Consider the following 25,561-nt stretch of genomic DNA (forward strand, 5'->3'; position numbering starts at 1 on the left):
GAGTTCGCCTTTGTCAGGTTAAAGAAAGAGCAACAGCAATCACTGTTGCCCTGCGTTGAATTAGAATTAGCTATGAGTAGCCGTTGGAGATTGTTCAAGTTTCTCGTCGACGGCCTTGACGAGTAACAAACCTACTGTCAGCACGATGGCGCCACAACCGATAAAGACAAATCTTCCCCATAGTGGGTTGGGTAGAACGAACATTGCCATTACACCGACTCCCGCTATAGCAATAAGTGAGCCCAACATACGGCGCTGCTTATTGTCGAGCTTTTGCTGTTCCATTGATTCCGAAACCAGCGGAGTCGCGAGGTTTTCAAAAAATTGGTCTACGCTTCGTTGGCGTTCTTCTGGAAGTGGTTTGTAGAACAGAGTCGTTAGTACAAAGAAACCAGCGGTAAAGACCAAGTGACTCATTAAGCCAATCGCAACCTTTAGATCAGACCATTCTCGACCTGTTAATGGTTCTAAACCAAACCAGTTTTGCACCATCTCTGCGTTGATGACAAACCCAACAATGTAAGAGACAAAGCCACCGACAACTAGAGTTCCCCAACCAGCCCAATCAGGCGTTTTTTTGATAAAGAAGCCGCAGAAGGCTGGAATTGTCATAGGGAAACCAATCAAGGCACCGACGTACATCATGGTATCGAACAAACTCAAGCCTTTAAGTGAATTGATAAACAAGGCGACGAGGATAATAGCAATACCAAAACAGGTTGAGGTGATTTTGGAAACTACCACCAATTCCTTTTCAGTTGAATTAGGGCGAAGAATTGGCTGATAGAAATTTTTGACAAAGATTCCCGAGTTTCGGTTCAGCCCAGAGTCCATGGAGGACATAGTTGCGGCAAACATTGCGGCAATTAAAAGACCAACCATGCCTGCTGGCATATATCTTGAACGAAGTATAGGTAGCGAAATCGCCAGCTTTTGAGCCCGCATCCGGGTACTGAGTTGCGAGGTCCACACCCTGTCCGGCAATAAACCAAGAGGGCATAAACCAAATTAAAGGACCCATTGTCATCAAAATACAAGCGAGCAAAGCAGCCTTCTTGGCGTTCTTTGAATCCTTAGCCGCGAGATAGCGATAAGAGTTAAGCATGTTGTTTGTGATGCTGAACTGCTTAAAGAAAATAAAGAAAGCCCATAAACCAAATATGCTTAGGTAGTTAAGATTGTTACCTGAGACAAAAGAAGCACCTTCCTGTACAGGGAAATTATTCACGATCTCTGACACGCCACCACCTTGGATAATAGCCACAATAGCGCAAGTCATAGTGACAGCCATGATGATAACCATTTGCATAAAGTCAGACGCAATAACGGCCCAAGAACCTCCCGTCACCGACATGATAAGTACGACAAGACCAGTAATAATTATGGTTGTTGTCATATCAAATCCGAAGATACCCGAAGCGATAATCGCGAGCCCGTTTAGCCATATTCCCGCCGAAATGACACTGTTAGGCATACCTGACCAAGTAAAGACCTGCTCATTGAGGTTGCCAAACCTCATGCGTATCGCTTCGATAACAGTAATGACGCGCAATTGTCGAAACTTTGGAGCGAAGTAGAGGTAGTTCATCAAGTAGCCAAATGCATTGGCAAGGAAGATAAAAGCGACTGCAAAGCCGTCTGCATAAGCTTTACCAGCAGCTCCTGTGAAGGTCCACGCACTAAACTGTGTCATAAAAGCGGTAGCGCCAACCATCCACCAAAGCATACTGCCACCACCGCGAAAGTAGTCACTAGTTGTGCTGGTAAAAGTACGAAACATCCATCCTATTGCAATAAGAAATAGGAAATAGATGCCAACAATAAGGGTATTGAGTTCCATCTTTTGACCTTTTGATAGTTGCTTATTAATCGACCAGATAGTAACAATCACAATTTTATATTGTAGTATTATATGTCGTTAGTGTGATTAATGATCGCGCTTTTAATAAAGATTAAATCATACAAGTGATCGGGATCTAAAAGTAAAAATGATTGAAAAATAACCCTAGAATACGATTTTACAGAGTCTATGAGGTGACTGTTGGTGGTTGAGAGTGTTGGTTGTAGATAAATAAGCTTTACCGATACGAGGATATATGTATTACAATTAAAAAGGCGCATCAATGAGCCTGGACATTGATGCGCAAAAAGGTTGTTCTATCTTCTAAGCTAGGCTTAGTCGTTATTGTTATAGGAGCAACGAACTATCAAAGCTATTTTGCAAGCTTAAACACTTCGATAATTTCTTGTTTGTTAATAGGTTTTACGCCAGCGATGGTTTCAGTACCGGGGATGGCAAACATGCGAATAACGTCTTCAGCCATCTCTTCGAACTTGTCGTCACCTATACCGTCGTCAGACAAAGTAATCGCCATTCCAGTACGTTGTAACCATTCTTTGACTTTTACTGAAAGCAACTTAGCCGCTTTGAGATCATTTTCTTCGACTACGCCGAAACATCTTCTTGCCAGTTGCGCCCAGCGATCTGGTCTAACGTCAGAGAAAAACTCAAGATACGGTGGAATAACGACAGCCATACCACGAGCATGTCGCATGTCATAGTGCGCACTTAACGGCATCTCAATTGAGTGCATCGGGATTGAGCCCAAACGACCCAGCGCCTGAAAACCTGACCAGCCAAAGATGGAGCACAAAGCCAACTGACCACGAACATCGAGGTCATTAGGGTCAGCAATAACTTTATCGAAGTTATCAATAAGGTTGAGAATCATGCCTTCCGTCATGCGGTCAGCGAAAGGTGAATCAGCGTCGCTAGAGAGATAGTGTTCTATAAGATGCGAAAAGATATCCACGCAGCTTTCGGCAGTGATAAAGTCCGGAAGGCTAGCATGTAGTTCAGGATCAAGAATCGCGACTTTTGGAATTCGATACTCGGAGCGGCTAAAACTTTTCTCTTTCGTTTCCCAGTTTGTTAAAACTCCACCCGCATTACATTCTGAACCAGAAGCCGCAACGGTTGGGATTGAAATAATCGGGAACGCGCCAGTGTATTCTCTTGGAGTACGGTCGCCTAATACAACATAATCCCAACAGCTACCGCCACTGTACGAGGTGGCAGCAATGTATTTAGAGCCATCGATAACACTGCCGCCACCTAATGCAACAACAAGATCGCATTCATTTTGATTGAATAACTCTATCGCTTTGTCAATTGTGTGGGCTCTTGGATTAGGCTCGATTTCAGTAAACGTAACAACCTCGATGCCTTCAGCATTTAGGGAAGTAACCACCTTATCAATGATGGGAGCGAAGGTTTCATTGGCTTCATAAGTAGCTAAAAAAGCTTTTTCCCCAGAGTCTTTGCTACTGAGCCAACCTCGGTTAACTTACCGGGACCATAGACGAGCTTAGTTGGGAAATTCCATGCAAAATCTTGCATTTGATAACTCCTAATATTATTGCACCAATGAAATCTACTTTTCCCTGCTTACTGCTTGTGTTCACTGAATGCCATATCAGACTAATGTTACGCCTGACGAGTGAAAGAAACGTTCGGTTCCAAACCGATGAAATTAAATTATATACTATATTGTATTACAAATAAGTAAAGTAACCTGGTTAGAAAAAAGTGAAATAGTGCACAAAACTCCATAATGGCTCAGTATAGTGATTTTTAATTAAATCCCTTTTGTTTTGTGGGCTTGAGGTGGTTTTTGCAAAATCATAGAGCTTGAGGGTTAAAGGCTAATATTTATACAGTTGAATCAAATTCACAGATTTTTCGTCTGAAATTTCATACGTTATATGTAGTATAATAACTCATTATGAGGTGTGATTGTGAAAACGAAAAATGCATTAAACATAGCTATGGCCTTGATCATGGGGGTGATAGCGTCACCAGGATTGTCGGCTGAGTTTGTGTTTTTAGCTGAAGATACACTTAGGAAAAATCGAAACGAGTTGCACTCAAACCAAGCAACGGATTCAATGAAATTAGCCTATAAACGATTGATTGAAGAGGCTGAGCTTGCAATGGTGGACGGCCCATTTAGCGTGACAGACAAAGGTATGCTGCCGCCAAGTGGGAGTAAAAATGACTATATGAGCATAAGCCCGTATTGGTGGCCTGATGAAAGCAAAGAAGATGGCCTACCATGGATTCGCCATGATGGTAAGACCAACCCCGCATCAAAAACCAACGAAACAGATTCGAGAAGAATCGGTCACTTTACGCGATCGGTAAGAGCATTAGCGCTGGCATACTATTTTAGTGAAGACGAAAAATATGCATTACGCGCGATTGAATACCTTCGTACCTGGTTTGTGAACAGCGAAACTAAAATGAACCCCAATGTTAATTATGGGCAAGGTGTTCCGGGGCGTGCTGAAGGAAGGCGAGGTGGAATCATTGACACACGCACGCTCGCTGATCGTCTTCTCGACTCCTTCGCCATATTATCCCGCTCTTCAAATTGGACTGAAAACGACGAAAACCAGATAAACCAATGGTATTCGGAATATTTAGATTGGCTCATTATCGATGACCTGTCTGGTGGTCCAAAGGGAGAAACGGCAGCCAAGAACAATCACGGAACATGGTACGACCTGCAAATCGCAAGCATTTCATATTTTCTGGGAAATGAGCCATTGGCAAAACAGATGGTACAAAAAGCGAAAACGCGCGTTGATGAGCAGTTTGAAGGTGATGGTTCCCAGCCACATGAAATATCCCGTACTCGCGCTTATCACTATCACTACTTTAGCCTTGATCCATTGGTGGGTATCGCCGTTATTGGTGACAAATTAGCAATGGACTTGTGGAGATATGAAAACGACAAAGGCGGTTCGTTGGAAAAGGGCATACAGCTTATGGCGGACTACCACGATCCGAATGCCGATTGGCCGTATACCGCAAAGGATAAGCGCAGAAGGGTAGAGCGTATGACTCCAATCTATTTGAAAGCAGGACTTGCGCTGAATAAACCGGAATGGGTAGCGCTGGCCACCCAAACGGATTTTAGTCCATTTACTGTAGAGAAAAATCTTGCAGAGGTTTGGGCACAACGCGATGTAGAACTGCTGTATGCGCAACAAAAATAGAACCCCCAGAGAGAGCCCACATATCTCTCTTCTTAATTAACAATCTGATAGTGGAAATTTAAATGAAAGTAAAAAACAGAATTTCTTTAGCTTTGGCGACGACTCTATTTGCTGGTGGGCTTTCCGCTGCCTCGTTAGATTTTAGGGAAGAGTATAAACACGGACAGGAAGATTTTGCCGGAAGAGTAAAAATCGGTGGTAGTTTTGAAAATCACTACTTTGGCGTTGAAGCGAAACACAGTGGGCACCTTGGAGAGTTAAAAAGGGCCGACAATGAGTTTGAATATGGATACAACTGGTATCCAGCCGACAAGTGGCGAATTCAAACCGCGATGCCAATAACATTCGGCAGTACGTCAGTCACTTACAAACCACAAGTACGGGTGCAATACAAGTTTGACAGTGGTCTAGTGACCAAACTTCGGTATCGCCACGAATTCAGAAATTACGCAGATGGCTCTACACAACAGGGAGAGATGGGGAAAAACACGATTCTGTTAATCGCAGTAAAATTACCGGTAACCTCGATTACAACTGGGATAATTGGCAATTTGGCTTTGAAGCCAATTACGCACAAGACGTAATTAGTAAGGATTGGAAAATGGGTAACAACGGTAAATATGAGTGGGACTACAACCTCAAGATAGGTTACAAGGAGTCCGGCTGGAAATGGCGACCATACATTGAACTGGGTAATGTTCAGTGTACAAGTTCTTCGTGTGATGATGATACCCGCCAGTTAAGAAGTCGAATCGGTATTACTTATAGTTTTTAAAAAATGAGCTATTTGCCTTGGCTCGACACAAGTTTGACTTTTTTTTCAGTGTCGGCCTTGGCCAAATGACACTTTACCGCTTTAACCATTAATCATAATTGTTTGATGGAACCAATAAATATAATGCTGAAAAATTGATATGTAGTGAAAATTTAAAATTGGGGGAGTTGTCGATAAATATATTTGTTGACAACTGTAATAGTCAAAAATGACATGTGAAATATGTTTAATGGGTTTATTAAACGATGCGTGTTTGATGGGTATTGCTGCATAACATAGGGAGAGCAATGGATAAATTCTAAGTATTCAGTGTTTTGTACATCAGAGCTTTTAAGTGTAACGGTGACAAAACTAAGGACATATTATGAAAAGTCTAACGCTACCAATTGTACTATCCCTTGTCGTCTTATTCGTTACAGGTTGTCGAGACCTATATGATGAACCCCCAATATCGAATATTAACACCGATCAGCAGCAAAGTAGCGATGAGCCAGTCGTTTCGACGGTTGCCGACCATGTAGCTTCGTCTCTAAGTGAGCTAAACACGTTGATCGAACAAGCGAAAGACGGTGATGTGATTGGTTTAAATTACAACGAGTTTCAACTTGATTCTCCTTTAAATGGCGCGGTTGTGATTAGTAAAAGTGTCGTTTTGACGTCATCAAACAAAGAAGGCACAGTCAGTAGTTATGGTGAAAATCAAGCGGTACTATCGGGCAGCGTTTGTATCGACATACCAGACAGCGTAGACGGTACGGCAAACATTAGAATAACCAACCTAAGGTTTGAACAGGTTGAAATAGATACATGTGGTTCAACCAGCAACTCACGTTCGATAATCAATATTGGTAAAGTTGGTGACGGGGACACTCCTGTATATCTGGATAATCTGGTTTTTGACGGCGTGAACTTTAATGAACCCACCTCCTTACCAACAGCATGGGTATATTCTAGAGGCTTAGTTCATATCAGTGATAGTCGCTTCTTTAATAAACAGGTGACTAATGCCGCGAATAGCATCGTTTATTTGAACTGTGGCAGTAATAGAATTAACGGTGGTAGTAACAGAGAATCAAAACCGACTATAGATGGAAATGTGTTCTCACTTATCTCGCCATCAGACAGCGTAAATGGAGTTGTTGCCGGCCAGTTTGATGGTAAACAATGTAACGTTTTGGTCTCAAACAACACGTTCGAAAATTTTGCAAAAGATCTCACAACAGAAGGTCAAGACGCCATCACTTTTGAATCTGCTGCGATTGTTGATGGAGCGAGCGATGACATTAGCCTTAATGGAAATACTTTTGCTTTTAACGACTCTTTAGTATCCCCTCCTAATGATCAATTAATACCTACATTTCCAACTCCAAATAAGTACGCAACTTCAGTTACTCTGCAAAGTGTCGTCGATACTGCAATCAGTGGTGATGTTATAGGGCTTGATGGTCACTTTAGTGGTGATGACTTCGGCAGTCTGGTTTTAACTGAAAGCGTTAAGTTTGTCGGTGCGACAGAAGCAGATGGTTTGTTTACCCAAGCGATAGTCGAAGGTGGTCAATCCTGCATTCTTATTGCGACGAATAACATAGAGATCCAAAACATAGCTTTCAATAACGTCCAAGGTACCTGCTTAGATTCTGGCGACCCTACTAAAGATACTTCGCTTATTAACATTGGGTCCGGTACTAGTACACAAGATGGTAGTGGAAACAGTCCCGGAGATATAAAGCCCACAGGAATTGTTTTAAATAAAGTGGTTATTGACGATAGTAGTCGAAGTGCAATTGTTGCTCCGTATCACCATATTATTGTTAGAGGCTCTGCCGATATTATTGCTAGTGAGTTTTTAAATAAACCCGCACAAGAGCTAGGTACTTTTGTAAATATAAGAAACGATAGTTCCTCTCACACTGATACAAGAATAATGTACAACTTATTCTACAACCTCAATGATGGCGTAAACTATATAGCATCGTTATCAGATAGTACGATTCAGCCAAGTTCTGAAACTGGAGCTTTTGATATATTTGCTATCCAAGTTGGAACCTCATCGACCAAACAAGAATACGCAACAAAAACTCAGATCGAAAATAATCTATTTGAGAGTAACTATGCACCGAGAAGGTTAATTAGAGTACGTTCTTCAGAGAATATTATACATAGTAATACCATTAAAAACTCCTATGGTTGGATATCATTTGGAGGAGGCGAAAACAACCAGTTTACCAATAACTTGGTAGTCGCCAATGGAGCCACTTCAACCCACAACGGAAAATACGAATCGCAATTAAGGTTTATCGGTAAAGGAGATGTAATTGAAAACAATTACTTCGAAAAAGTCACTTTTTCAGCCACGGGCAACGAAGCGGGTGCGATTGCGATTTGGGAAGCAGGGCTAGAGAGCACCGATGATTTTACGGAGCGGTCGGCGGCTTTGGTGAGAAACAATACGATTGTAGATTCAAAGCAATCGTTTCTTATCGCTAAAACAGGCGAATGTATTGCAGGTAGTGAGGAATCGATAGTCCATTTTGAAAACAACCTAATTGCTAACGTTCAACTAAGCGGGCAAAACGCTTATCGCGATGACTGTGGACTAAATAGCGCGTCTACATGGACAGGTGAATCTTATGGAGTATCAACGCTAAGTTCAAACGGCACTCTAGACGCTTTGGTCGGAACAGGAGCAACACTGTTAGGCGATAACGGCGCAGAGGTTGAACCTAACAGCGATGGCCTCTACATGCCAACAGTGGGTGGTAACGTTGAAGGCAAGGGTGCCTCAGGTTTGATCCTGCTAACCGTATCAGACGTGGGATTAAATGCTACAAATCAATAACTCACCAACAAAGCGCCATCCTCCATGGTAATAAGTTGGTGGATGGTTGTGTTCAAACAGATTTACTTTGGGTACGACTATGAATAAGTATTTTGTAATGGCGATTTTTCTCATTTTTCATTCTAGTCAGGCGGTTGCAGCTACAATGACGTTGAAATGGGAACACAAGCTGCTTGATGGACGGACTGACAGACCAAAGTTGGAACTTAGCCATCGATTAGATAATGGCCTTCAGTTTGGCTTTGAAAACGCTTGGCAAATTGATAGGTCAGAAAAGGAACTGGATCGAGACGCAGGCTTCGCACCAGATCAATATGAGATGACCTTCAAATCGGACTATCAATACCGCTGGGGAGAAAACCGAGAATGGCAAGCTGGGGGAGTTTTTGATTACCAGCTAAAAGCGGAAACAAAGAGCGTTCGATATGGTGTCTATGCTGGATATCGATATACCCCAAACTTGCAATCGAAGATAAGAGCCCGTATCTCTCGAAACATCAAAAAGATGAAAAGTGGTGAATATAGGGGGTCTGATCAGTACAACCAAGAGCTGAGGATTGACCATTGGTTAACCTATCGTTGGGACGAATGGACGTTTGTTTGGGATTTTGTCTACCTACGTAAACTATCAGATTATGAAGGCAATGTGTTTGACAACAACAAAACATCGGCGATAGAAAACGAATTAAGCGCCGAGTACCGTTTGCCCAATGCCCGCGCACACGCTTTCTATGGCAAGTTCAAACTGAAGCAAAAGCTCCTCAAAGACAGTGTGTTATCGGGGGCTAGTAGTAATCCAAACGGATACGATTGGCATGGTAATCGAGATAATGCGATTGAGTTTGGGTACAAGTACCGTTTCTAACTTAGCTAGAAGGGCTATTTGAACTCAATGTAGCCCTTACTAAATAGTAAAACATCAATGTTAAGCAGCTAAAAAACTTAACGTGTGAAACCCTTTAAGGAGGATCAATGAAGTTTACTGTAATCGTTAGCATGTCAGTTTTATTGTCTCTGTTCGGATGCGCAGATCCAAGTTACAACCAAGTGGCAATAGAGCCAGCGACGGGCGAGAGGGTGGAACCAGCAAAATACGCTAAGTTCCATTCCATACTTAACGCATCAAAATTACAGATTTCTAAACCAAATTCGCAGGCGGGATCTAAATATGAGTTAGCGTTAGATAGTGACTTTTCTGGGATTGTGAATGACTATTTTTATGTCGATAAAGGTTCAAGTTCGTTTGTGTTCAAGATGGAGGGTTACAAGCTCAGAAACGAACTTAGAGTACTAGAAAATTTTAAATCTGACACTCCGGAGTATTATCGATTAAGCGCTAATTTGATGCTTATAAACCCGATGAAGTCGATAGAAAAAAGCCCTCACAACCGCGATGAAATGACGCTTCTTCAAGTCCACAATAAAGGAACATTTGATGATGGCTTACACGGAGTGGGTTATATACCTCATCCTCTGGTACGCGTTGTTTGGGAGGCCGAGCGACGAGGCGTGCAAAACCATTATTGGGCAGTTATCAAAAACAACGCGGTTAACTGCGGAAGTGACAGCGGGAACCGAGAACTGCCAGTATGTAAAAAGGCGTACAAACGGGTGGCTCTAGGACCAGCAAGCTCTGGAGTTCCAGTGCGATTTGATGTTTTAGTGGGTGACCAAACTTTGATCATAAAGGTGAATGGGACGACGAAAGTCAATCATGACATTTCTTATTGGAAGCACCTTTTGAGTTATTTCAAAGCGGGTGTTTACAACCAGTTTGAAAACGGCCAAAGCGAAGTTCACTTTCATACACTAGAGTATGGAGCACGAGAGTTTCATTAGCTTGGCGACAAGCTTCCAAAATAAAGGGATAAGTTGGGTAGTTATTTTAATCGAACTTATCCATTACCAATTAAATCCACCCTTTGCATACTTATTGCCATTTAGATTTAGTGCAAGCATATAGAAGAATTAGGTCGTGCAACAGAAGAAATCGTAGATAAACAAGAGCCAAAATAGGTCTGTTTTGGCTCTGTCGATACGTGTACTGATTTTGTGCTGACTCTTCTTTTTTCTTGTTGCGACTTTAGACAATATCTTTGCGTTTCGACACCAACTTAAACAGCAGAAAACAGACAATAATGGATGCGAAGAAGTTGTAGAGCATTCCGACTACAAAGGCACAAGAGTACTGAATCGCCAAATCTACAGACTCACCACCGTTACTCAATGCTGTGCTAAACAAAATACCGATAACAGCCACGCCAAACGCTGCTCCAACCTGTTGGACAGTCGACACTACACCTGAAGCCATCCCTGCTTGTTTTTTATCGACAAAACCCAATACCAAATTGAGTAGGGGAGTCATGATGGTACCTTGTCCAAAACCGATAAATGATAACAAGGGAATTAATAGTACCGCGATTAGCTCAGCACCTGACTCATAGACTTGTAAGATCAATAGGCCAATTGATAAAGCGTAGATAAAGGCTCCAATTACAATCACCTTTTCTCCCCACCGAGCAATGAATTTTGGGGTAACTAAGGATGCCACGACAAACCCAATGCTACAGGGAGCAAAAATACTCCCCGCTACAAAGGGATTTATCTGCATACCTGTTTGTATCAATAAAGCAAAGCTTAAGAAAAATGAGCTCGATGTGGAATAAACAAGAAACACCAAAATCGCTCCTATAGCGAAACGCTTTTCAGATAAAAGCGCCATGTCTACCAGTGGTAGCTTGCCAGAGAGCCTGCTGCGTTCTTGTTGTTGGTAAAATAGTATTAGTAAAACGACAGCCCCGACCATAGCCAATAGGTCCATAAAGGCCATCCGTCTTCAGGCCCTTTTAGTAAAGGCAGTAGTAGTAGAGATAAACCAAGAGTGATTAAAAACACCCCTGTCCAATCGAGTGTAGGTCGCTGTTCGGCTTTAGATTCAGGAATCAAACGGGCACTAAAAATAGCGAAAAGTCCGATAGGGATGTTTATTAAAAAAAGACTTCGCCAACTTAGACCAAAGAAATCGCCATGTACAATCCATCCTCCTAATACTTGAGCAGCTATTGCCGAAAGACCAAGTGTCATACCCAATAAGCCAAACGCTTTTCGGCTATCATCGCCAGTGAAATTAACCCGAATCGAAGCGTAAACTTGAGGGAATAAGAGGGCGGCTGCGAGCCCCTGCAATATTCTCGCCCCAATCAGAACATTGGCATTTAAGGCCAACGCACAAAAAGCCGAAGCGAGAGTAAACCCGATCATGCCGACGATAAACAACCGGCGTCGGCCAAACATATCGCCCAATCGTCCGCCAGTGATTAGTAATACGCCAAACGCGAGTTCATAACCGGCGATAATAAAGCCTATCTGTGAAAAGCTGGCATTCAATCCAGCCTGCATACTCGGGATAGCAACGTTGACTACAAAAAGATCAAAAATAGTAACGAAACCTGCTGTCAGCAATACATATAAACCGAGCCACGGCCGCGTAGGAGTGGGAGTACTGCAGTTGGTAACAAGATGAAATGGTGAATTCATAACGCGTCTCTAAAGATAAAAAAACGATTCTATAGCTTTGTTAGACCGTTACAATTTAACACTTTATACTATTACTAAATGTAACAGCGTTAATGAGGATAAACATGCGAACCATGAAACGAACTCGCGAGGAGCTGGCTACTTTTTTACGTTCTCGTCGTGAACGTCTTTCCCCTAATGATGTAGGGCTACCTAGCGGTGGTAGAAGGCGTACTCCAGGGCTACGCCGAGAGGAAGTGGCAGCTTTGGCCGGTGTAGGGTTAACTTGGTATACATGGCTAGAACAAGGCCGTGAAATTGGAGTGTCTACGACCTTTTTAGACAACATTTCTAGAGTTTTGAAACTCGATGCCTCTGAGCGACGTCATCTTTTTTTGTTGGCTCATCAACGTCCACCGATTGATCCTGGAAAAACTTGGTGTATAGTGCCTGCTTTGATTCGTCGGCTCATGGACGATCTTGCTCAACATCCCGCCTATGTACTCAACTTACGCTGGGATGTGCTGGCATACAACGATGCTGCGAACCAACTTTTTTGTTTCGATCAACACCCTCCCGAAAGGCGTAATCTTTTATGGATGCTGTTTACCGATCCGGTTATGCGGCAGCTTTATTCTCAATGGGAAGAGGAAGCACCACGCATACTATCAAGTTTTCGTCGTGACTATGCCAATGCGAGTCAAGAAACTGATATCAAGGCGTTGGTGGATGAAATGAAAAAAGTGTCTCCAGAGTTTCAGCAGTTTTGGAGAGAACACGATGTACATGAACCCTGTAACGGTCGTAGGGAATTTACCTTAGATGGCGAAATCTTCACCTTTGAACACACTTCATTAACCATTGATGCAGATCGCCATTTGCGTTTGGTTGTGTATGCAAAAAGTGAAGAGAATTAAACAAGAACCCTTGAAGTTACCTTTGGCTATCTGCGGGGGGGACTAAGGCGAATACAGAGCAAAGCGTTACATCTAAGCAGCAGATATTGTTGATAGGAAACTAGCCAAATCGATTAGTGAGTGAGATCAAAGCGGGCGAAAACGGCACTGACTTTTAGGTAAAAGTAACGGTGCAAAGTTTTGCACCTTAATTAAACGTTAAGTAAAGGGATGTTATGCGATTTCAAGTAGTTAAAGAATCGGATGTAGAGTTACAGAAACAGTTTTTATTAATTGCACTTTGGACGCCAGACAACGAGCCAGATCACAAGCCTGAAGTATTAGAAGCTCCGCGTGTTAAGGAGTTCTACGAAGATTGGGGCAGGGAAGGAGATGTTGGGTTTATTGCATTTTCACCAGATAACAAACCTATGGGTTTAATTCAGTCGCGCTTTAAATCTAGCCTAACAAAAAAATACTCGGACTACCCAGAAATCGCAATTGCGGTATTTTCAGAGTATCGCGGTACGGGGGTGGCTTCGGCACTTATGCAGCACCTTATTGAACACTCTGCCACAGGTCTAAGGCTTGGTGTACACCCTCAAAATGTCGCAGCAAGAAAGTTGTACGAAAAGTTTGGTTTTCGAGAGTATGAAATACACGAAAGTGGATTCCCACAGATGGTTCGGGCAAAAACGATATAACACGGCTTTACAAGATGTTATTAGAGCCACATAGTAGTGCCACTTACGACTTAAACGGACGTTGGGGTAATGCTTAACGTAAGGAGGCAGCGTGGAAAACACTAAAATAGATATAAGACACGCCAAGGAAAACGAACTGGATCTTCTCCACGAGTTAGTTACTTCACATGATGAATGGACGAAATTCAATGGCCCTTATTTTCCCTACGCTCACCCTTCGTTAGAACAGTTTAAGCGTTGTTCATTTCAACGTTTGTTGCTTGGCAATGACCTACAGTTGGTGACTGTTAACGATATTCCCGTTGGTACTGTGAGTTGCTATTGGGAATGCGAAGAAACTCGTTGGCTCGAAGCAGGCATAGTGATTTACGACGAACAGTATTGGGGGAAGGGTATCGCATCGGCAGCTTTGCGTTTATGGGTATCATTCTTGTTTAAAAACAGGGAAATCGAACGGGTTGGTTTAACAACGTGGTCTGGTAACCCTCGAATGATGTCTTTGGCTATGAAGTTAGGTTTTCAGCAAGAAGCAAGGTTGAGAAAGGTTCGTTTCTACCAAGGCGAATACTACGATTCTGTTAAATATGGAATCCTGCGCTCTGAGTGGGAAGAGCAAAGCTAGCGACTAGGCTGAACGGTAAATTTTTTGAGGTGAGTGCGCTTTAGTGCGTATGGACACTCAGCTACATGATATCGGTTGATTTAGGTATAGAAGTCGCGTCGCTTACACTGGAATGTAGCGTTAATCAAACGGAGGTGATTTTGAATTCAAAAGAGCTAGATTTGGAGCATCTACCACTCCAAAGTAAATTAGTCAGATCAGCGTGTGCCGCTTTTGTTACTGAAGAAGATGTTGTCGCGGCTGTTTTGTTAGGCTCATTGGCGGCTGGCGGTGGTGACCGTGTTTCTGACGCTGACATTATTGTCTTTACCAAGAATGGCTTTCATAAGTCAGCGGAAAAATGTTTTTCAGCTTTTGAATATGGTAAAGAGATATTTTATCAACTCAATGGTTTTCACAGCGATAATGCTTACTTTAAGAAATACATTTTTAATGATCTAACTAGCGCTGAAATCCATTTTTTGGATTTAAGTGAATCTTTCGGTATCTCAAAGCCTTTCAAAGTTTTATTTGATAAAAATGGTGTTGTAGAGCAAAGGTTAACTGATGAACCCGCACCAAAGCACGAGAATTTTCCAGCATATACCTATGGTGATGAAGGTCTAACTTGGGAGCTATTTGATTGTATTAAGTGGATAAGTCGAGGTAATCATGAGTTGGCAAAAAATCATTTAAAAAAGCTTGTGGGGCAGTTTTGACTGATATGAAAACTCTATAATAAAGCGACTATCTTCAAACAGGTTATATGAGCTTGTGGGCTTTCTGCGACACATTTTATTGTTTTCGCAATTGAATGTGATGGCCATTTTGCTTGGCCATCACATAGCTGTATTTATAAGTTAACAAAATCTCCGGTGTTTGCTCCAATAACAACTTTCACGCCAAGGTCCGAGATGAAATACCAATAAGGCTCTTTAATTTCAGGGTGAAGAGGTTTGAAGAGAGCTATTGCGGTGAAACGTCCGCCCCAATCACCAGTGTGGAAAAGTTCGATTGCTCTTTTATAGTCAACATTGTACTCATTAAACACTGCAACCCCTAGTGGGTAGGGAATAGGTTTGGCTTGAGTACAACCGATTAAAGGAGGGTTTGCGCTGTAAAATTCATAACAGTTACCTTCCCACTGAACAATATAGTCAAACCCTACAACGTCCTCTGGGTTCGAAGCCAATTGAGTATTAAGGCGACCTTCTTTTTTTACTAGTCCTTCAAACTCAGTGTGTAATCCCATGTTTTTGGCAGCATCTATCATGTTTTTTTCATTGTTCATGATATGTCCTCTATTTCGAATATAAGTTATGGATTAATAGTTACAATGTCTCTAATTACGTAGGTTATGTTGCCTTCTTTATCCGGCAAGGATGCAAATACGGATACTTTTGCTAGGTATGCGTTATCTTCAGGGATAACTACGGAAGCTCTACAGAAAAATGTGTAATTCATACCAGCAACGACTTGGTATTGCACTGCTAGTGGTTGATAATCCACGCCAACCAAAGTGTTAACTACTTCGAAAGCACTTATTATTTGGTCGTCAAAATCTTTAGCTAGAATAAGAGGCTGGTAACCGCCACATGAATTAGTTGTATTTGTCATAATTTCGTCCTTGGTTAGAATATTAAACCAAGAGAAGCATAGTATACCAATTGCATATAAAATGGTGATCGATGCCATATTTTTAGCAAGTTGATTGGATTGGCGGATGATGGCGTTGCTTCCTATCAAGCATATCAAGGTCAAATGGCGGGCACTAAAAGGTAGAGATTGCTGTACAAACGGACAAAAACAAAAATCAAAAAAAAGCGACCGTTGTTTTAAACGCAGTATCAATTTCTTGCTCACAACAATTAGTTTAACTATAATTTGTACGATTTTTTGTACAGTTTGGAGTTAAGTATGGGTCGTATTCATCTCGATAAAGACATTCAGCCGTTGTCTGAGTTTCGTGCGGGTGTTGCTTCTTATATCAAGCAAATCAATGAGACTCGCCGTCCTTTGGTAATTACGCAACGTGGTAAAGGCGTCGCCGTAGTTCTCGATGTTGCTGAGTATGAAGCAATGCAAGAAAAAATAGAATTACTGGAAGAGTTGCACACGGCTGAAACTCAATTAGCGTCAGGCCAAGGTGTTTCCAACGATGATGCGCGTACTCAAGTACTGGGGCGCATTAAAAAATGAAGGTAGTTTGGTCTCCATTAGCACTTCAGAAGTTAGGTGACTTAGCGGAGTTCATTTCTTTGGATAATCCATCTGCGGCAGAAAAATGGGTAAATGAGGTTTTTGATATAACTAAACTACTTGGAAGTATGCCCGAAATGGGGCGCTTTGTTCCCGAAATACCTAATATGAGCTATCGTGAAATCATCTTTGGCAACTATCGAATCATCTACAGCATAAGTCATGAAATACGTGTGCTAACCGTTCGCAATTGTCGTCAAATACTTTCGGCAGATGACGTGTAACAGTGTGCTATGACAGAAAGTTCAAAAATGGGTTCATAACGCGTCCTGTTTTTTGGGTCTTAGTTTTTACGACGTCTCGTTTTTTTAGTATTTCTCCCCTGTTTAATTGACCATTATTTTTTTATGTTTGAGCTAATGTGTTGCATCCAAATCTAGCAATCTAACTGATGCAGTTTAGCCCGAAAATCTTGCAGTTGACACTCCTTAATTTAGAAGCCCCAAAAAGGTCTTTAATGCCATAGTACAGACATAGGTTTTCAGTTAATTATGTCATACGAAAATTAGTGATTGTCCATGGTAACACCAGCTCTCGCTATTTTGTTTTAAAATTTGAAGCGTTGCTTAATATAAATTCGGGTGCAAGGAGGTGCATTTTGATTAGTCATATTGATCATGTTGTTCTGACGGTAGCGGACATAGAACGTTCGGTTCAGTTTTACAAACGAGTTTTAAACATGGAAGAACATTTGTTCGCAAACAACCGGAAAGCTGTCAAATTTGGGAATCAGAAGATTAACTTTCAGCTTTTAGGGCAAGAACCGAGAAACATGGCAAGTGTTGGCTCTGGAGATTTATGTTTAATATCTACTTGGCCGATAGATAAGATATTACTCCATTTGTGCGAATCAGGTGTTGAAGTCATTGAAGGTCCCGTTCAAAAATCTGGAGCAAATGGTTCAATTCAATCAGTCTATTTTCTCGATCCTGATTCAAACTTAATTGAGGTCAGTGTTTACGAAAAATAGTTATCCTTGATAAAAAATATGGCACAAGTACTAAACTCAATCGCGAATAATGCTGATTTTTCGCTGCTGGCAATAATTGGGCGTCAAAAATAAATGGAGGTCAACAATGATTAAGTTAGTCGGTGATACTCAGATTGAGATGTATCTTGCACATGCATTAAAGTTAAAGAGAATAAAGCGACTTTCCTTTCAAAACTAGCGTGCCATTTTCGCATAGCTCACCACTATGGCACACTAGCTTTTGGCGCTTTAACAAGGTGTTGCAACGCAGGTGAGCTATGAGTAGACAAGATTTATCAAAGATGGGCTCTGCGAGAGTATCTGTAGAAACATTAGGCGGGGTTAACTGTGTGCTTAAGCAAGGTGCATCAGAAGTGGAGATAAACTTTTACCAATCAGCTGCACCAAACTTAATGGGGATAAACACCCCAAAATTATTAAAAATAGACAAAGACCATCTGTACATAGAGCATATTCCAAATAGTTTATCGCTCATGGAGTTACGAACTGAGCCAGATTTATTTTCTCAACTGGCAGCCCTTCATTGTTCTCAATATATTCCTACTTTTGCTGCCAAGAAGCATGAATGGACAGCGTTCGCCACAGACCAAGCCCTTAAAGTACTAAATCTCCCTGATGGTGTGGAGTACTCAATAAGACGGATAGCGTCGCTCTCCGATTGTATCTTTGAATGCAAAATACTGATTTCTGGTGACACCAATGACAGCAACTGGGGTAAACGAAAAAACGGAGATCTAGTGTTGTTCGATTGGGAACGTTTTGGTCAAGGTAGCCCTGCTATTGATTTGGCACCTTTAGTTAGGGGGCTTGGCAACATCGGAGAGTACAGGGAAATTGCTACTCAATATATCAAGTACAACCCAGTCCTTTCCGAAACCGAGTTACTAGAGCATCTGATTATTGCTAAGTGTTGGATAATCATAGAAGTCGTAAACATTTTAATTAGCCGAAACAATCCAGATAAAGGCAAGTATCTAAACTGGTATAGGGCTAACATTACTAAATGGTTGGTTTCAGTTGAAGGTGCATTATAACAAATAACATTAGTGTCAATTAGTTATCGCGTTTTCACAAGACGGTTTCGAGGATGTCACCTAGCACATCTCTGCCCAAAACATGTTATCCATATACCTCTACTTTAATTCCGCTAAATCGATCTATTTATTATTACTCCTGCATTTTCCACTTACTAATACTTGCTATGTGCTCGGGGCCGATGCCGCAGCATCCTCCGATGATATCAGCGCCTAAATCAAACCAATTTTTGGCAAAGTGAAGGTAATCTTCGGGTGTTAGTTCCCTTATTTCAATTAAGCTGGCGTTGGCTTCGTGGTCTGGCTCTATAGGGGTAAAGTTGTTGGCGTATACACCAATCTTGATATCACTCTTTAGAGACGATTTCACCGCAGTAGCTTGTTCAATAGCGCTTGCCATCACTTCTGGTGTTGAGCAGTTAAATAGAATGCTTCGCCACCAGCATCGATAACACTTTGGGTTGCTTGGAAAACAGACTCACCCGATCGCAGAGTTGAAGGACCTTCGTTACAATCACTTAATGTGAAGGAGTAGTGACAAGGGCATTTCGCTTCTTTTAACACGGAATGAATAACCGAGAGTTCTTCCAGACTTGCTATTGTTTCGGCAATCCATAAGTCGACAAACGGTGCTTGCGCGTTATAAAGGTCGGCAAATATGCGTTTGGCTTCTTTTGTTCTAAATAGATCGGGGCGGTAGCTACCAAACGCTGGTGGTATCGCACCAGCGACCTTGACGGGTTTACCACTCTTGTCCACTGAGTTGCGGGCGATTTTGGCTGCGATTCGCGCGAGTTTGGCACCATCGTTTTGGTAAGGCGTTGAGTCTAGATGAAAAGGGACGCATGCATAAGCATTGGTAATGATGATCTCTGCGCCAGCGTTAATAAACCTGTCATGAGCAAGGCCAACGTGAATAGGGGACTCTATCAAAGCTTGAGCACTCCAAAGGGGCTGAGAGAATGGAGCGCCCATGGTTTTTAGCTCTCTTCCCATTCCACCATCCAACACAATCAGGTTTTTCATATCGCCTACTACTTAAATTGCTATCACGCTATATGAGTTAAGGATACTTGATGCAAATTGAATGCAACAGGTATTTCCGATTTTCGCCATTCTGCGAGCTACTCGTTGAGTTTACTCATTGCTTCTATTTTAAATGACTAATTGCGTTAACGTTGGTCATGTTGAAACGACTTATCGATAAAGGGGTCCTAATGATCACGAAACAACAGCTGTTAGGAGAATGGCGTCTAATTGATGCTGAAATGACAGTCAGCGGAAACACCAGTAAAACGTTCGACAGCACTAGGAAAATGGTCAAACTGTTTACTGAAAGCCACTTCTCCTTCTATTCAAAAACAGAGGATAGACCACCATTTAGCGCAGAAGTGACAGATGAAGAGCGTTTACAAGCCAGTAAGACGTTAGATGTAGGGGGAGGCACCTACAAACTGGAAGAAAATCGATACACCGAAAATGTAGTGTATTGCAGCTACCCCAACTACGAAGGCAAATCGATAACTTTCGATCTGACTTTAGAAGGGGACACACTGATTCAACAAGGTGACTATCCACTCAAAGAGTTAGGTTTTGCAGAGGAAGATGGTTACGTTAGAGAAGTATACAAAAAGCTTAGCTAAATTGGCGAAGTAGAGCCGTGCGATAAAAAAGTGGTGGAAAGTGAATGTAATTGAATAACCATTGTGACAATATAGTCTTTTAAGACAAGGACTTATATTTACAAAATGGAATTTACTGCTGTTCAAGAAAATCACTTTGGTCAAATTGCTAAATTAATTACCACACCAGACGAATTATATTCTGTATGCCCGAATGGTCGTTTCCCGTGGGACGTAGAACAGATTGCAGAAATCGCGCAGCAAAGGTCGAACCTTACCGTAGTTAAAGACAACGATAAGGTGGTTGCCTTTGGCAATCTTTACAATGTGGTTGCCAATGAAAGTGCGTTTGTCGGTAACATCATCGTCTCCGATGAGTACAAAGGGAAGGGGATTGGTAAGCGTCTATTAGAATTTATGATTAATGAGTGCCGTGAAGGCCACAATGCCGTACCACACCTTTCTGTATTCAATTACAATACGCGTGCAATGCTTTTATATACGAAACTCGGTTTTAAACCTTACGATGTAGAGCAACGAGCAAACCACAAAGGCGAACCTGTTGTCCTTATTCACATGCGCATGGAAAAATAGTCAGAGGCACGGCTATCAAACCCAGTTCGTACGTTAAAATCTAACCTTAAATACAAAAACAACTATTCAGGGAGTAAGTAATGGACTCAACAAAAGTGGCGTTTATCGGGCTGGGAGTGATGGGTTTTCCTATGGCGGGGTATCTGAGCAAAGCTGGCTATGACACTCGGGTGTATAATCGCACAGCGCAAAAGGCACAAAAGTGGTGTGATACTTTCAAGGGCGCACACTTTTTAACGCCACAGCAAGCCGCACAAGATTGCGATTTTGTTTTCCTTTGTGTAGGCAATGATGATGATGTACGTAGTGTGGTGTACGGAGAAGATGGTGTTCTTGCCAGCATGCAAGAGGGCAGCGTTTTGGTCGATCACACGACAACTTCAGCTGAACTGGCAGAGGAGTTAGCCCAAGCTTGTGAAAAGCAATCTATCCAGTTTGTTGATGCACCAGTGTCTGGCGGTCAGGCAGGCGCGGAAAATGGTGCTTTAACCATCATGTGCGGTGGCGAAAGCCAAGCGTATGAAAAAGTGGCTCCAATTATGGAATGCTATGGAAAACAATCGGTATTGATGGGCAAAAATGGCCAAGGGCAACGCACTAAGATGGTAAACCAAATATGTATCGCCGGTATTCTAAAAGGCCTTAGTGAAGGTTTGCTCCTCGCCCAGCAAGCTGACCTCGATATCGAGCAACTGGTTGATGTGTTAAAGCACGGCGCTGCCGGTTCTTGGCAGATGGAAAACCGTGCGGTCACTATGGCTCAAGACAAGTTTGATTTTGGGTTTGCAATTGACTGGATGCACAAGGACTTAGATATCTGCTTAAACGAAGCGAAAAGTTTGGGGGTTGAATTACCATTAACCAAGCAAGTGGATAACGAGTACCAAAAACTGCAAAAGCAGGGTTTAGGTAGAATGGATACCTCTGTATTGTTTAAAATCTACCAATAACACAAATCAAATAGAGTGAGGTTTGGCGAAAGCCGGACCTTACTTCACTTCACTCAATGAATACAACATCCCTAAGGCGACTGGCTTATTGCCTTGCACACGTCTAATTTGTGCTAGTAAAAGTTCTGCTGTTGAAAGCGCGTCGGTGAGGGCGTTGTGACTCACATATTCCGGCAAACAGTAGCGAGATCTTGTAGCCGTAAGTTCTACGTCGATTTTTTGATGTCGATTGATTGCGGTTGCAAGGTTCTTTTCTATTTGAAGCGTGTCCAGCCAAAGCAGAGGCAATGAAGATAAACCATAAAATTTAGTTAAATAACGCAGAATGAACGCGGATTCGATTGCCGAGCAATGAGCAACTAATACGCGGTTACGAGCGGCTCTAAAAAGTTGGTTCATTGCAGATTGAATTGAAATCCCTTTTGCTAACATGTTGGGGGTTATGTGATTGATGACGGCGGTCTCTGGTTTTACCTGCACGTTATCTTTTATGTAGCAGTGATAGCTTGAATTTACTTCTATACATCCTTTGGCAACCACCACCCAACCAATAGATAGTATATTGTCTTGATTGGGATCGAGCCCGGTTGTCTCAATGTCTAATACCAAATATTCGACCTCACTTACTAGTGTGCTGTGAGTTATGTTTGGTAAGGAAACCAAATGGCCAATTTTAGAGGGTAGAGCTTGCTGTCGATAATAGCGCTTTCTACGTCGAAGCATGCGACTAAGTGGATGAACATAGTTAAATAGCTGGGCAATCATCGATGTGCGAACCTTACTTTTGCTGCTTCTTGTAAATCGGCTATGATTCGAAATGCGTCTTTTAAATGGTTGCGCTCAAAACTACCAAAGTGATCTGGATTGATGTGATTGTTTGGCTTTTCTCCATTTTTAAGTGCTTCTAACTGGTTTCTGAAGCGAAAAGACAAAATAAACCTATACGCGCCGATAATGTTTTTGAATGCATCTTCACTGATGAGACCGCGTTCAAATGCGTTTTGGAATCTTTCGTCTGTTGAAGACTTATCACTTTCTACAGCTAGGCCGTAAATACGGGCAAGGTCGATGATAAGGTTGATGGCATACCGCTTAATGTTTAGTGACTTTTTATTATCTCCATCTTTTTCCAACACCAAGTTATTAAAAATCCCAAGTGGTGGTTGGGTCGTGACAGCGTCACTAACCAAGCGGCCAAGAAACTCACGACTATTCTTAATATGGTGATGAAGCGAATCTCTTAACGTGTGTTCGTAATCGGAATTCCCATAGACTGAGCGTATCTCAAGAAATACGCTAATGTTGAGTAATTTTTCGTATTCTGGGTTAGCGACCCATTTTTTGTAGTACTCCTTCCATACAGAAACAGGTTGGCACCACTTTGGTGTTGCAGCCATATACTTGCCTGGGCATTGAGGATAACCACAGGATGTCAAACCATTAGTCACTATCATGGCGAGATGTTTAAAATAGATTTTGTTACTTTTGCTGTCACTGTCGGCAAAAACAATTGCGCTATCTTGATCTGACAGCATATGGACTTCGTTTCGCGCATGTGACCCCGCTACGATCCAAGAGAAATCAACCGGAGGTTGACCGAGTTTATCAATGGCAATTTGGATTAAACGCCTTGTGTAGGCGTCCATAATCATGGTCATTACTTTGCCGATCACTTCTGGTGCCACTTTTCCTTCTACAAGTGCTTCGAATATGGCCTGACGTTCATGAGTAAAACTCGCTAATGCTTTTACACTTGTAGCGTATTTTATCTTTTCGATAAGAAATATTGCTTGAACTCGGTGGTTTTGAACCAGATGGGTTGTGGTTAGAAGTCCTACAACTTTACCCCTGTCGATGACGGGTAAATTCCTAACATTGAATTGCATCATGAGAGAGGCGGCGTGGAGTACGAGATCGTTTGGACCAATGGTTTTGGGCGAATGAGTCATCACCTCACTAATTGGTCGTTCTGGGGATATTCCATTGGCAATGACGCGTTTGGTCATATCACGGTCGGTAATCAACCCAACCAACTTAGTATCGGAATAGATAACGGCGCAAGAAGAACGATGGACACATCGCATTTCGTAAGCGACGGATTGAATTGATTGCGTAGACTGTACAACGGCCACCCGTCCGCTAGCAACGTCCGATACTCGTTTGATAAAAATGCCTTTGTCTTTGTTTGACCAAACTACATTTAGCGCTGACTTAAGCCGCACTTGGGCTTGTGACGCAAAGAGCTCCGCGCATTCTGGGAAAGCCTTAAAAAGCCCTTCTAAAGCCTCAGAAGGCAGTATATAGAGCAAGGTATTCTCAATTGCTATCGCTTTGTATCCCACCTGATTTTGGCTATTTTTACTTAAAAGGGTGTAGCCAAACGTATCTTCTGGTCCTAGTTTTGCCCTTAATACACCATCTGGTTTCCGCTGCTCCATCGCTCCTGTACGCACGATATACAAGGATTTTTGCTTATCTTCATTACACAAGCAGATCTCTTCACCTTTGCTAAAATAGGAAATCTTTACCTGATTAGCGAGCTCCTTAAGTAGGTCAATAGGTATCCGGTCAAAGGGGTCGATTTGGCTGATAAACTGGACAATATTGGGAAGCAATGGATCGTTCATAGGGCCACCTGATATAAAATATATTATATAATACTACAAATGCACTGGTGGTAGATAGGTGTCTAGTAATTTTCTGTAGGACAATTGGAAAACAAAGCGCTAAGTGTTTATGCACCAGCACTTTGTTTAAATGGGGGATGTACTAAGCCGTTAAGCGGTGCTTAGAATCTTGAAGGTGATTGATTGAGGCAGCTCTCGCTTTTTCACTATTACCAGCCATAATAGCATCGTAAATCTGTCGGTGTTCTTTTATACAGGTGCTGCCTTCTTCCGAAGAATGCGAGATGAAATTTATAAACATAGTGGTAAGAATGTTGCCAAACGGCAGGTAGAAATCATTGCCTGTCGCGTTAAATATTAGGCTGTGAAATTTGGTATCGACTTCCATCCAGCGGTTTTGGTCAAATTCCGCCGCATCAGATATTTCAACCATTTGTTGGAAGGTTTCAGACAGTTCGATTCTTTGTTCGGCAGTAGCGTGTGTCGCCGCAAGGGCGCAAGCTTCGGGTTCTATGGCTCTTCTCAATCCCAAAAACTGATGGCAGAACTGATCAGTATCAGCCAAACCGTCCATCCATTCTATGAGTTGAGGATCTAAGAAGTTCCAAAAAGCACGATCAACGACTTTTGTACCGACCTTAGGGCGTGATTCTAACAATCCTTTTGAGGTAAGGAGTTTAACGGCTTCACGCAGGGCCGTACGGCTAACACCAAACTGCTCACATAGTTCCATCTCACCAGGAAGTATGGAACCCTGAGCCAATCTTCCCGACAAGATTCCGCGAGCGATCTCTCTAGCGACTTGTACATGCAGGCTCCTTTTAGAACCCGAGATAGAACTGAATGCATTACTCATGTTATTGCGACTGCCATATGTATTATTTAAGTCGAACTATAGCACCGTTATAGCTTGCTACCAAGCCAGCTTGTCTAAAGCTATGCGCGTAATCTCGCTTTATTAATAAATATTAGCAAAGTAATACTGATTCAATGTTTGCTAATTATACATTCCAACAATGCATACATCATACAAATTACCCTGATCTATTTGAGGTTAATATGACTTTCTTCACATATGGCAGCGGAAAGCAG

General features: G+C 42.1%; 23 protein-coding genes and 4 pseudogenes. 16 read left to right on the top strand and 11 right to left on the bottom strand.

Going from position 1 to position 25,561, the window contains the following annotated elements:
- Positions 1-66: 66 nt before the first annotated feature.
- From BLO31_RS20370 to BLO31_RS25320, 3 genes and pseudogenes are all read right to left on the bottom strand, one after another.
- Positions 67-1,840: pseudogene (locus tag BLO31_RS20370) on the bottom strand (sodium:solute symporter family protein).
- Between the two features lie 373 nt (positions 1,841-2,213).
- Positions 2,214-2,885, bottom strand: coding sequence for a dehydroquinate synthase/iron-containing alcohol dehydrogenase family protein (locus tag BLO31_RS25315; protein WP_483855407.1), 672 nt, complete (start codon positions 2,883-2,885; stop codon positions 2,214-2,216).
- A 33-nt stretch (positions 2,886-2,918) separates the two neighbouring features.
- Positions 2,919-3,266 (bottom strand): annotated as a pseudogene (locus BLO31_RS25320) (iron-containing alcohol dehydrogenase); the annotation flags it as partial.
- A 562-nt stretch (positions 3,267-3,828) separates the two neighbouring features.
- Here BLO31_RS25320 and BLO31_RS20380 point away from each other — a divergent pair.
- The 5 genes and pseudogenes from BLO31_RS20380 (at position 3,829) to BLO31_RS20400 (ending at position 10,514) form a co-directional block, all read left to right on the top strand.
- Positions 3,829-5,061: an alginate lyase family protein gene (locus BLO31_RS20380; protein WP_175443265.1), complete on the top strand. Its 1,233-nt coding sequence runs from the start codon at positions 3,829-3,831 to the stop codon at positions 5,059-5,061.
- Between the two features lie 62 nt (positions 5,062-5,123).
- Positions 5,124-5,836 (top strand): annotated as a pseudogene (locus BLO31_RS20385) (oligogalacturonate-specific porin KdgM family protein).
- A gap of 364 nt (positions 5,837-6,200) precedes the next feature.
- Positions 6,201-8,675: a chondroitinase-B domain-containing protein gene (locus BLO31_RS20390; protein WP_070971195.1), complete on the top strand. Its 2,475-nt coding sequence runs from the start codon at positions 6,201-6,203 to the stop codon at positions 8,673-8,675.
- Between the two features lie 79 nt (positions 8,676-8,754).
- Entirely contained in the window at positions 8,755-9,540 is a 786-nt protein-coding gene (locus tag BLO31_RS20395; RefSeq protein ID WP_084659962.1) for an oligogalacturonate-specific porin KdgM family protein, read from the top strand.
- Between the two features lie 107 nt (positions 9,541-9,647).
- A complete protein-coding gene (locus tag BLO31_RS20400; protein WP_217495144.1) occupies positions 9,648-10,514 on the top strand; it encodes a polysaccharide lyase family 7 protein in 867 nt (288 codons plus the stop codon).
- Between the two features lie 244 nt (positions 10,515-10,758).
- Here the strand turns inward: BLO31_RS20400 and BLO31_RS24125 are convergent, their stop codons facing one another.
- Together BLO31_RS24125 and BLO31_RS24130 are read right to left on the bottom strand one after the other, a co-directional pair.
- Positions 10,759-11,496, bottom strand: coding sequence for an MFS transporter (locus tag BLO31_RS24125; RefSeq protein WP_217495145.1), 738 nt, complete (start codon positions 11,494-11,496; stop codon positions 10,759-10,761).
- Complete coding sequence (locus BLO31_RS24130; RefSeq protein ID WP_217495146.1) at positions 11,457-12,212, bottom strand: MFS transporter; 756 nt, start codon at positions 12,210-12,212, stop codon at positions 11,457-11,459. Before BLO31_RS24130 ends, BLO31_RS24125 begins: the two co-directional genes overlap by 40 nt.
- A 104-nt stretch (positions 12,213-12,316) precedes the next feature.
- Here BLO31_RS24130 and BLO31_RS20410 point away from each other — a divergent pair, with 104 nt between their 5' ends.
- From BLO31_RS20410 to BLO31_RS20425, 4 genes are all read left to right on the top strand, one after another.
- A complete protein-coding gene (locus BLO31_RS20410; protein WP_070971201.1) occupies positions 12,317-13,108 on the top strand; it encodes a helix-turn-helix transcriptional regulator in 792 nt (263 codons plus the stop codon).
- Positions 13,109-13,323: 215 nt separating this feature from the next.
- A complete protein-coding gene (locus BLO31_RS20415) occupies positions 13,324-13,791 on the top strand; it encodes a GNAT family N-acetyltransferase (protein ID WP_070971205.1) in 468 nt (155 codons plus the stop codon).
- 91 nt (positions 13,792-13,882) lie between these two features.
- Positions 13,883-14,413 (top strand): GNAT family N-acetyltransferase, encoded by a 531-nt coding sequence (locus tag BLO31_RS20420; protein ID WP_070971208.1) that lies wholly within the window; start codon positions 13,883-13,885, stop codon positions 14,411-14,413.
- A 140-nt stretch (positions 14,414-14,553) separates the two neighbouring features.
- Entirely contained in the window at positions 14,554-15,111 is a 558-nt protein-coding gene (locus BLO31_RS20425) for a hypothetical protein (protein WP_070971636.1), read from the top strand.
- 134 nt (positions 15,112-15,245) lie between these two features.
- Here the strand turns inward: BLO31_RS20425 and BLO31_RS20430 are convergent, their stop codons facing one another.
- Both BLO31_RS20430 and BLO31_RS20435 read right to left on the bottom strand, forming a co-directional pair.
- Entirely contained in the window at positions 15,246-15,683 is a 438-nt protein-coding gene (locus tag BLO31_RS20430) for a hypothetical protein (RefSeq protein WP_070971213.1), read from the bottom strand.
- A 26-nt stretch (positions 15,684-15,709) separates the two neighbouring features.
- Positions 15,710-16,009, bottom strand: a complete 300-nt coding sequence (locus tag BLO31_RS20435) for a hypothetical protein (protein ID WP_084659963.1) — start codon at positions 16,007-16,009, stop codon at positions 15,710-15,712.
- Between the two features lie 300 nt (positions 16,010-16,309).
- Here BLO31_RS20435 and BLO31_RS20440 point away from each other — a divergent pair, with 300 nt between their 5' ends.
- The 4 genes from BLO31_RS20440 (at position 16,310) to BLO31_RS20455 (ending at position 18,676) form a co-directional block, all read left to right on the top strand.
- The gene (locus BLO31_RS20440) at positions 16,310-16,591 is read left to right on the top strand and encodes a type II toxin-antitoxin system Phd/YefM family antitoxin (protein WP_070971216.1); all 282 of its coding nucleotides are present in this window, start codon (positions 16,310-16,312) and stop codon (positions 16,589-16,591) included.
- Complete coding sequence (locus BLO31_RS20445; protein WP_070971219.1) at positions 16,588-16,875, top strand: type II toxin-antitoxin system RelE/ParE family toxin; 288 nt, start codon at positions 16,588-16,590, stop codon at positions 16,873-16,875. Before BLO31_RS20440 ends, BLO31_RS20445 begins: the two co-directional genes overlap by 4 nt.
- 374 nt (positions 16,876-17,249) lie before the next feature.
- Positions 17,250-17,621, top strand: coding sequence for a VOC family protein (locus tag BLO31_RS20450; protein ID WP_070971222.1), 372 nt, complete (start codon positions 17,250-17,252; stop codon positions 17,619-17,621).
- A gap of 278 nt (positions 17,622-17,899) precedes the next feature.
- The gene (locus BLO31_RS20455) at positions 17,900-18,676 is read left to right on the top strand and encodes a phosphotransferase family protein (protein ID WP_070971225.1); all 777 of its coding nucleotides are present in this window, start codon (positions 17,900-17,902) and stop codon (positions 18,674-18,676) included.
- A gap of 133 nt (positions 18,677-18,809) precedes the next feature.
- On the opposite strand, the pseudogene BLO31_RS20460 reads toward BLO31_RS20455, so the two are convergent.
- Positions 18,810-19,702: pseudogene (locus BLO31_RS20460) on the bottom strand (homocysteine S-methyltransferase family protein).
- 191 nt (positions 19,703-19,893) lie between these two features.
- Here BLO31_RS20460 and BLO31_RS20465 point away from each other — a divergent pair.
- The 3 genes from BLO31_RS20465 (at position 19,894) to BLO31_RS20475 (ending at position 21,842) form a co-directional block, all read left to right on the top strand.
- Positions 19,894-20,319, top strand: coding sequence for a lipocalin-like domain-containing protein (locus BLO31_RS20465; protein WP_070971228.1), 426 nt, complete (start codon positions 19,894-19,896; stop codon positions 20,317-20,319).
- Positions 20,320-20,424: 105 nt separating this feature from the next.
- Positions 20,425-20,892, top strand: a complete 468-nt coding sequence (locus BLO31_RS20470) for a GNAT family N-acetyltransferase (RefSeq protein WP_070971231.1) — start codon at positions 20,425-20,427, stop codon at positions 20,890-20,892.
- Between the two features lie 80 nt (positions 20,893-20,972).
- Positions 20,973-21,842, top strand: a complete 870-nt coding sequence (locus BLO31_RS20475) for an NAD(P)-dependent oxidoreductase (protein ID WP_070971234.1) — start codon at positions 20,973-20,975, stop codon at positions 21,840-21,842.
- Between the two features lie 39 nt (positions 21,843-21,881).
- On the opposite strand, the gene BLO31_RS20480 is transcribed toward BLO31_RS20475, so the two are convergent.
- The 3 genes from BLO31_RS20480 to BLO31_RS20490 form a co-directional block, all read right to left on the bottom strand.
- Positions 21,882-22,607, bottom strand: a complete 726-nt coding sequence (locus BLO31_RS20480) for a 3'-5' exonuclease (RefSeq protein WP_070971236.1) — start codon at positions 22,605-22,607, stop codon at positions 21,882-21,884.
- Positions 22,604-24,469: a DUF294 nucleotidyltransferase-like domain-containing protein gene (locus BLO31_RS20485; protein WP_070971239.1), complete on the bottom strand. Its 1,866-nt coding sequence runs from the start codon at positions 24,467-24,469 to the stop codon at positions 22,604-22,606. The genes BLO31_RS20480 and BLO31_RS20485 overlap by 4 nt, the downstream gene beginning before the upstream one ends.
- 142 nt (positions 24,470-24,611) lie before the next feature.
- Positions 24,612-25,325, bottom strand: coding sequence for a FadR/GntR family transcriptional regulator (locus tag BLO31_RS20490; RefSeq protein ID WP_070971251.1), 714 nt, complete (start codon positions 25,323-25,325; stop codon positions 24,612-24,614).
- Between the last annotated feature and the right edge of the window lie 236 nt (positions 25,326-25,561).

The organism is Vibrio sonorensis (assembly GCF_001854765.1).
GTDB lineage: Bacteria > Pseudomonadota > Gammaproteobacteria > Enterobacterales > Vibrionaceae > Vibrio > Vibrio sonorensis.